Origin of the sequence: Streptomyces beihaiensis (assembly GCF_026274175.1) — a bacterium.
GTDB lineage: Bacteria > Actinomycetota > Actinomycetes > Streptomycetales > Streptomycetaceae > Streptomyces > Streptomyces beihaiensis.
In genome coordinates this window covers 1-5048 of the sequence record NZ_JAPHNL010000149.1, presented here as the reverse complement: position 1 = coordinate 5048, position 5048 = coordinate 1, and the positions used below count along the sequence as shown (strand labels likewise).

Genomic DNA, 5048 nt, shown 5'->3' with positions numbered 1-5048 from the left:
CGCTCTTCCGATCTGTTCCTGACCGGCCCTGGGGTGTGCGGGGCGGGCTCCGGCCTGCGCGGCGAGCGCCCCGCGGGGGGCGAGACGAGCGCGGCCGGGCTCGGACTGCCGCCGACGGCACCGCCCGGGGTGAGGAAGGCCGGGTCGCCGCCGGGCACCATGCCGAGTTCGGCGGCGCGGCGGCGCAGCGCGTCGGGAGCCGAGTAGGAGTCGACGTCGCGCTGCAGTTCCTGCTCGTCGTCGGTGAGCTCGGTGGTCTGCTTCCTCAGCTTGGTCAGCTGGAACGACCCCTCGTTCAGCGAGGAGTTCAGCAGGAGCAGCGCGATCAGGCCACCGCCGAGCAGCAGCACGACAAGGAGGACGAACGGCGTGCGGGCCGCTTGGGAGCCGCCCGCCGGGGCGAGAGGCATCAGCCGCGCGAGCCGGCCGCCCCCCGCGCGCGCCGCGCCCCCGGAACCGCGGGAGCCCGGTGCGCTCTTGGCACCCTTGGCCCCCTTCGCGCCGCTCTTCGGACTCATACCGCCCGTCCCTCCCCGGTCACGCGCGCGTGCCTCACCCCGCGCTCGCCCCGTTTGCCGCGTCTGCCGTGTCGTCACCGGGCTCCTCACGGATGCGCTGCGCGCCGCGGAGGCGGGCCGGAGCGGCCCGGCGGTTCTCGGCCACCTCTTCCTCCGTGGGAAGCTCGGCGCCGCGCGTGAGCAGCTTCAGGCGCGGCTGGTAGCGCTCGGGGACGACAGGCAGGCCGGCCGGGGCCGTGGTGGCGGCACCGGCCGCGAACACCTGCTTGACGAGCCGGTCCTCGAGCGAGTGGTACGACAGGACGGCGATCCGGCCGCCGACGGCGAGCGCCTTGACGGCCGCCGGGATCGCCCGCTCCAGGACGCTCAACTCCCCGTTGACCTCGATGCGCAGGGCCTGGAAGGTGCGCTTGGCCGGGTTGCCGCCGGTGCGCTTGGCGGCCTGCGGCAGCGCGTCCCTGATCAGCTCGACCAGCCGGGCGGAGTTGCTGAACGGCTCCTTGTCGCGCTCGCGCACGATGGCCGAGACGATGCGTTTGGCCTGCTTCTCCTCGCCGTACTGGCGCAGGATCCGCACCAGTTCTCCGGGCGGGTAGGTGTTGAGGACCTCGGCGGCGCTCATCCCTGTCGTCTGGTCCATGCGCATGTCGAGCGGGGCGTCCTGCGCGTACGCGAAGCCGCGGTCGGCCTCGTCGAGCTGCATGGAGGAGACGCCGAGGTCGAACAGGACGCCCTGGACCTTGGCGATGCCCAACCGGTCGAGAACCTCGGGCAGTTCGTCGTAGACGGCGTGCACGAGGGTGGCCCGGTCGCCGAAGGGCGCGAGCCGCTCTCCGGACAGGCGCAACGCCTCCTTGTCGCGGTCGAGCGCGACGAGCCGGCAGTCGGGGAAGGCAGTGAGCAGCGCCTCGCTGTGACCGCCGAGCCCGAGCGTGCAGTCGACGACCACCGCTCCGGGCCGGGAGAGCGCGGGGGCCAGCAGGTCCAGGCAGCGCTGGAGCATGACCGGGACATGCCGCTTGTTCAAGGATCCCTCTCAGGTCCGGCGGACGGGCTCGTGCGCACCGCCGGGTCCCCGCCCGCTCATGAAGGGGAAGGAGGTCCGTCGGCGCCGGGAAGTGACGCCGGCCGACCGGAGCGGGAGGAGGCCGAGCCGTACGTACGCGCCGCGCACGCGGGGAGCGTCCGGCACGGGGCCGGGATCTCCGTGTTGCATGGTTGCGTGGTTGTGCATCGCCATATGGGGTCGGCGTCACTTTAGTCCACGGCGACTCTCGGTCAATCAACCGGCCTGCGCGTCGCGGACCGCGTCGCCGTGAAGCGGAAATCGACCAGGTTCACCCGTTCGGACCAGCTTTGACGACCCCTGTGGGGTAGCTCACAACACGGCCGATTGTCGTTCTTTGTCGCGTCTCACGGCGGGCCCGATCGCTTCGTGCCCCGTACCGTCGACGCCATGACGACTTCCGCATCCCGCACGTCCGAAGACGCCATACCCGCCGGGCAGCCCGACGGCACCGTGACCGACCGTCTCGTCAAGGCGAACACGCGCTACGCCGACGCCTTCACCGACCCCGGCATGGACGCCCGCCCGGTGCTCAACGTGGCCGTGGTGGCCTGTATGGACGCGCGTCTCGACCTCCACTCGGCGCTCGGCCTCGAACTCGGCGACTGTCACACCATCCGTAACGCGGGCGGCGTCGTCACCGACGACGTGATCCGCTCGCTCACCATCAGCCAGCGCGCGCTCGGCACCCGCAGCGTGGTCCTCATCCACCACACCAACTGCGGTCTGGAGTCGCTCACCGAGGAGTTCCGGCACGAGCTGGAGCTTGAGGTCGGCCAGCGCCCGAGCTGGGCGGTCGAGGGTTTCCAGGACGTCGACCAGGACGTGCGCCAGTCCATCCAGAAGGTGCGCACCTCGCCGTTCCTGCCACACACCGACGACGTCCGGGGTTTCGTCTTCGACGTCCACACCGGCCTGCTCCGCGAGGTCCTGCCGCGCTGACGGGGCCGCTCGCGGCAGGAGCGCGACAGGAGAACGAGGGGTCCGCGATGCCCTCGAAAGGTGGTAAGCCCCGACATATCGCGGCGGGTTATCCACAGGCGAGTGACACGGACCGGCAAGGCCAACAAGAATGCCCCTGTGACACCGCGTGCGACCGGCGCAGCCCTTCACCGCGGTGTCCGTGTTTCGGGGTGGGCCGGTACGCGTCACAGAGCGTCGGCCCGGGAAAGTACGGGCCGAGGAGGGCCGGGTGACGACCTATGACGATCGAGCGAGCCTCACTGATCTGACCGCCACCGTCGAGCGTGTGCGCAGGTCGGTGGAGGGCGTGATCGAGGGCAAGCCGGAGGTCGTACGGCTCTCGCTGACGGTGCTGCTCGCCGAGGGGCATCTGCTCATCGAGGACGTCCCCGGCGTCGGCAAGACGATGCTCGCCAAAGCGCTCGCGCGGTCGATCGACTGCTCGGTGCGGCGCATCCAGTTCACGCCCGACCTGCTGCCGTCGGACATCACCGGCGTCTCCATCTGGGACCAGCAGCGGCGGGACTTCGAGTTCAAGCCGGGCGCGATCTTCGCGCAGATCGTGATCGGCGACGAGATCAACCGCGCGTCCCCGAAGACGCAGTCGGCGCTCCTGGAGTCCATGGAGGAGCGCCAGGTCACCATCGACGGCCGGACGTACGAGCTGCCGGGCCCGTTCATGGTGGTCGCCACCCAGAACCCGGTCGAGATGGAGGGCACCTATCCGCTGCCCGAGGCCCAGCGCGACCGCTTCATGGCCCGCGTCTCCATCGGCTATCCCAGCCCGGAGGCCGAGTTGCAGATGCTGGACGTGCACGGCGGCCTCAACCCGCTGGACGACCTGCAGCCGGTGGCGCACGCGGACGAGATCCTCAAGCTGATCGACGCCGTACGCACGGTCCACGTCGCCGATCCCGTGCGGCGCTACGCGGTCGACCTGGTCGCCGCCACCCGCACCCACCCGGAGCTCAGACTCGGCGCCTCCCCGCGCGCGACACTGCACCTGCTGCGCGCGGCCAAGGCGTCGGCGGCCCTCAGCGGCCGCGAGTACGCGCTCCCCGACGACGTGCAGGAGCTGGCCGTCGCCGTTCTGGCACACCGTCTGCTGCCCACCGCGCAGGCCCAGCTGAACCGGCGCACCGCCGAGCAGGTCGTCCTCGACATCCTGCAGCGCACCCCGGTCCCGGCGGCCGACAACCGCACCCGGCAGGGCTCTGCGAGCGGCCCGGCGGGCCCGTTGTACGGCGGACGGCCGCCCGGCAACCGGGGGCTGTGATGGCGTCAGGGGGGTACGGCGCGCTCGATCCCGACGCCGCCGGGTCCACGGCCCGGAGCGGGGGTGACACGAGCGGCCTGCGCACGGCGCTGGCCGGGCTGACCACACGGGGGCGTTCGTTCCTGGCGGCCGGTGTCGCGGCGGCCGTGTGCGCGTATGTCCTCGGCCAGAGCGACCTGCTCCGGGTCGGCCTGCTCCTCGCGGTGCTGCCGCTGGTCTGCGCGGGCGTCCTGTACCGCACGCGCTACCAGGTCACGGGCAGCCGCCGCCTCTCCCCCGCGCGTGTGCCCGCCGGCACCGAGGCCCGGGTCCACCTGCGGATGGACAACGTCTCCCGGATGCCCACCGGCCTGCTGATGCTCGAGGACCGGGTGCCGTACGTGCTCGGGCCCCGGCCCCGCTTCGTCCTCGACCGGATGGAGGCGGGCGGCCGCCGCGAGGTCTCCTACCGGGTCCGCTCGGACCTGCGCGGCCGCTATCCGCTGGGCCCGTTGCAGCTGCGCCTGTCCGACCCCTTCGGGATGTGCGAGCTGACCCGCTCCTTCTTCGCGTACGACACCCTGACGGTGATACCGCGCGTGGAGCCGCTGCCACCCGTGCGGCTGTCCGGCGAGGCCAGGGGGTACGGGGACGGGAGGCACCGCTCGCTCGCCCTGGCCGGTGAGGACGACGTGATCCCGCGCGGCTACCGGTACGGGGACGACCTGCGCCGCGTCCACTGGCGGTCCACGGCGCGCCACGGCGAGCTGATGGTGCGCCGCGAGGAACAGCCGCAGCGCGCCCGCTGCACGGTGCTGCTCGACACGCGCGGTGGCGCCTACCAGGGCGCGGGCCCCGGCTCGGCCTTCGAGTGGGCGGTCTCCGCCACGGCGTCCGCCCTGGTGCACATGCTGGAGCGGGGCTTCTCGGTGCGGCTCCTGACGGACACCGGGAGCGCGGTGCCGGGCGAGGGCACGGACGGGTTCACGGGCTCGGTTTCCGAGTCGGCGGACGCGGCGGGCCTGATGATGGACACACTCGCCGTGGTCGACCACTCCGACGCGTACACACTCGCCGCCGCCCACGACGTCCTGAACGGTGGGAACGAGGGGCTGCTCGTCGCTTTCCTCGGCGATCTCGACGAGGAGCAGGCCGAGATCGCCGCCCGGATGCGGCGCCGCAGCGGCGCCGCCGTCGCGTTCGTCCTGGACAGCGAGGCGTGGGCGCTACCGCCCGGGTCGCCCAC

At 72.4% G+C, this 5048-nt stretch carries 5 protein-coding genes; 3 read left to right on the top strand and 2 right to left on the bottom strand.

Annotation, left to right across the window (positions count from 1 at the left end; all coding sequences use genetic code 11):
* Nucleotides 1-518 (bottom strand): hypothetical protein (locus OFY01_RS15060; RefSeq protein ID WP_407700348.1); only part of this gene is annotated, 518 nt, incomplete at its 3' end.
* A 34-nt stretch (nucleotides 519-552) separates the two neighbouring features.
* Entirely contained in the window at nucleotides 553-1545 is a 993-nt protein-coding gene (gene rsmH / locus OFY01_RS15055) for a 16S rRNA (cytosine(1402)-N(4))-methyltransferase RsmH (RefSeq protein WP_266600103.1), read from the bottom strand.
* A 429-nt stretch (nucleotides 1546-1974) separates the two neighbouring features.
* Here rsmH and OFY01_RS15050 point away from each other — a divergent pair, with 429 nt between their 5' ends.
* The 3 genes from OFY01_RS15050 to OFY01_RS15040 form a co-directional block, all read left to right on the top strand.
* Nucleotides 1975-2526: a beta-class carbonic anhydrase gene (locus tag OFY01_RS15050; RefSeq protein ID WP_266600101.1), complete on the top strand. Its 552-nt coding sequence runs from the start codon at nucleotides 1975-1977 to the stop codon at nucleotides 2524-2526.
* Between the two features lie 250 nt (nucleotides 2527-2776).
* A complete protein-coding gene (locus OFY01_RS15045; RefSeq protein WP_266600099.1) occupies nucleotides 2777-3823 on the top strand; it encodes an AAA family ATPase in 1047 nt (348 codons plus the stop codon).
* The coding region (locus OFY01_RS15040; RefSeq protein WP_266600097.1) for a DUF58 domain-containing protein at nucleotides 3823-5048 on the top strand (1226 nt) is incomplete at its 3' end. The genes OFY01_RS15045 and OFY01_RS15040, both read left to right, overlap by 1 nt.